Below are 635 nucleotides of genomic sequence, written 5' to 3'. Positions count from 1 at the left end.
ACCGCCGAATACGAGGCGTTTCGTCTCGGCAAGGAAGTCGACGGCGCGCTCTACCGAGAGGCCGATGCGCAATGGTTTCGCGCCATCCTGGCGGGTGTCGTCGAGAACCAGAAGACCATCGATCCGATCATCCGCCAGGCGCTGACCGAGGACTGGCCGCTGTCGCGGCTCGATTCGACGCTGCGCGCCATTCTGCGCGCCGGCGTCTACGAGCTGATGAAGCGCGAGGATGTCCCCGTCGCGGTTATCGTCTCCGAATATGTCGACATCGCCAAGGCTTTCTACGAGGAAGACGAGCCGAAGCTGGTCAATGCCGTGCTCGACCGTGTGTCACGCCGGGTGCGTGGCGAGGGGCGCGGCAAGGACGCATCATGACGGCAATCGCCGTCGGGGCCAGCAAGGAGGCGCGCCGCACCGCGCTGATCCTCGCCGCCTCGCAGGCGATCATCGGCTCGGCGGCCCCCATCGCCATCTCCATGGGGGCGCTGGCCGGGCAATATCTGCTTGGCCCCGACAAATCGCTGGCAACGGCGCCGATCACCGGCTTCAACATCGGCGTGGCGCTCGGCGCGCTGCCCGCGGCGGCCATCATCCGCAGCATGGGCCAGCGCCCCCATGGAGATGGCGATGGGGGC

General features: G+C 67.6%; 1 protein-coding gene and 1 pseudogene. Both read left to right on the top strand.

Features of this window, described 5'->3' with window-relative positions:
• Nucleotides 1-375: transcription antitermination factor NusB (gene nusB / locus EN993_RS36545; RefSeq protein ID WP_127266291.1), on the top strand; the 375-nt coding region annotated here is incomplete at its 5' end.
• A pseudogene (locus tag EN993_RS36540) lies at nucleotides 372-635 on the top strand (MFS transporter); the annotation flags it as partial. The gene nusB and the pseudogene EN993_RS36540, both read left to right, overlap by 4 nt.

The sequence above is a fragment of the Mesorhizobium sp. M7D.F.Ca.US.004.01.2.1 genome (assembly GCF_003997785.1).
GTDB classification, from domain to species: domain Bacteria; phylum Pseudomonadota; class Alphaproteobacteria; order Rhizobiales; family Rhizobiaceae; genus Mesorhizobium; species Mesorhizobium loti.
The sequence above is the reverse complement of the archived record's forward strand: the minus strand, read 5'-3'. Positions and strand labels throughout refer to the sequence as shown.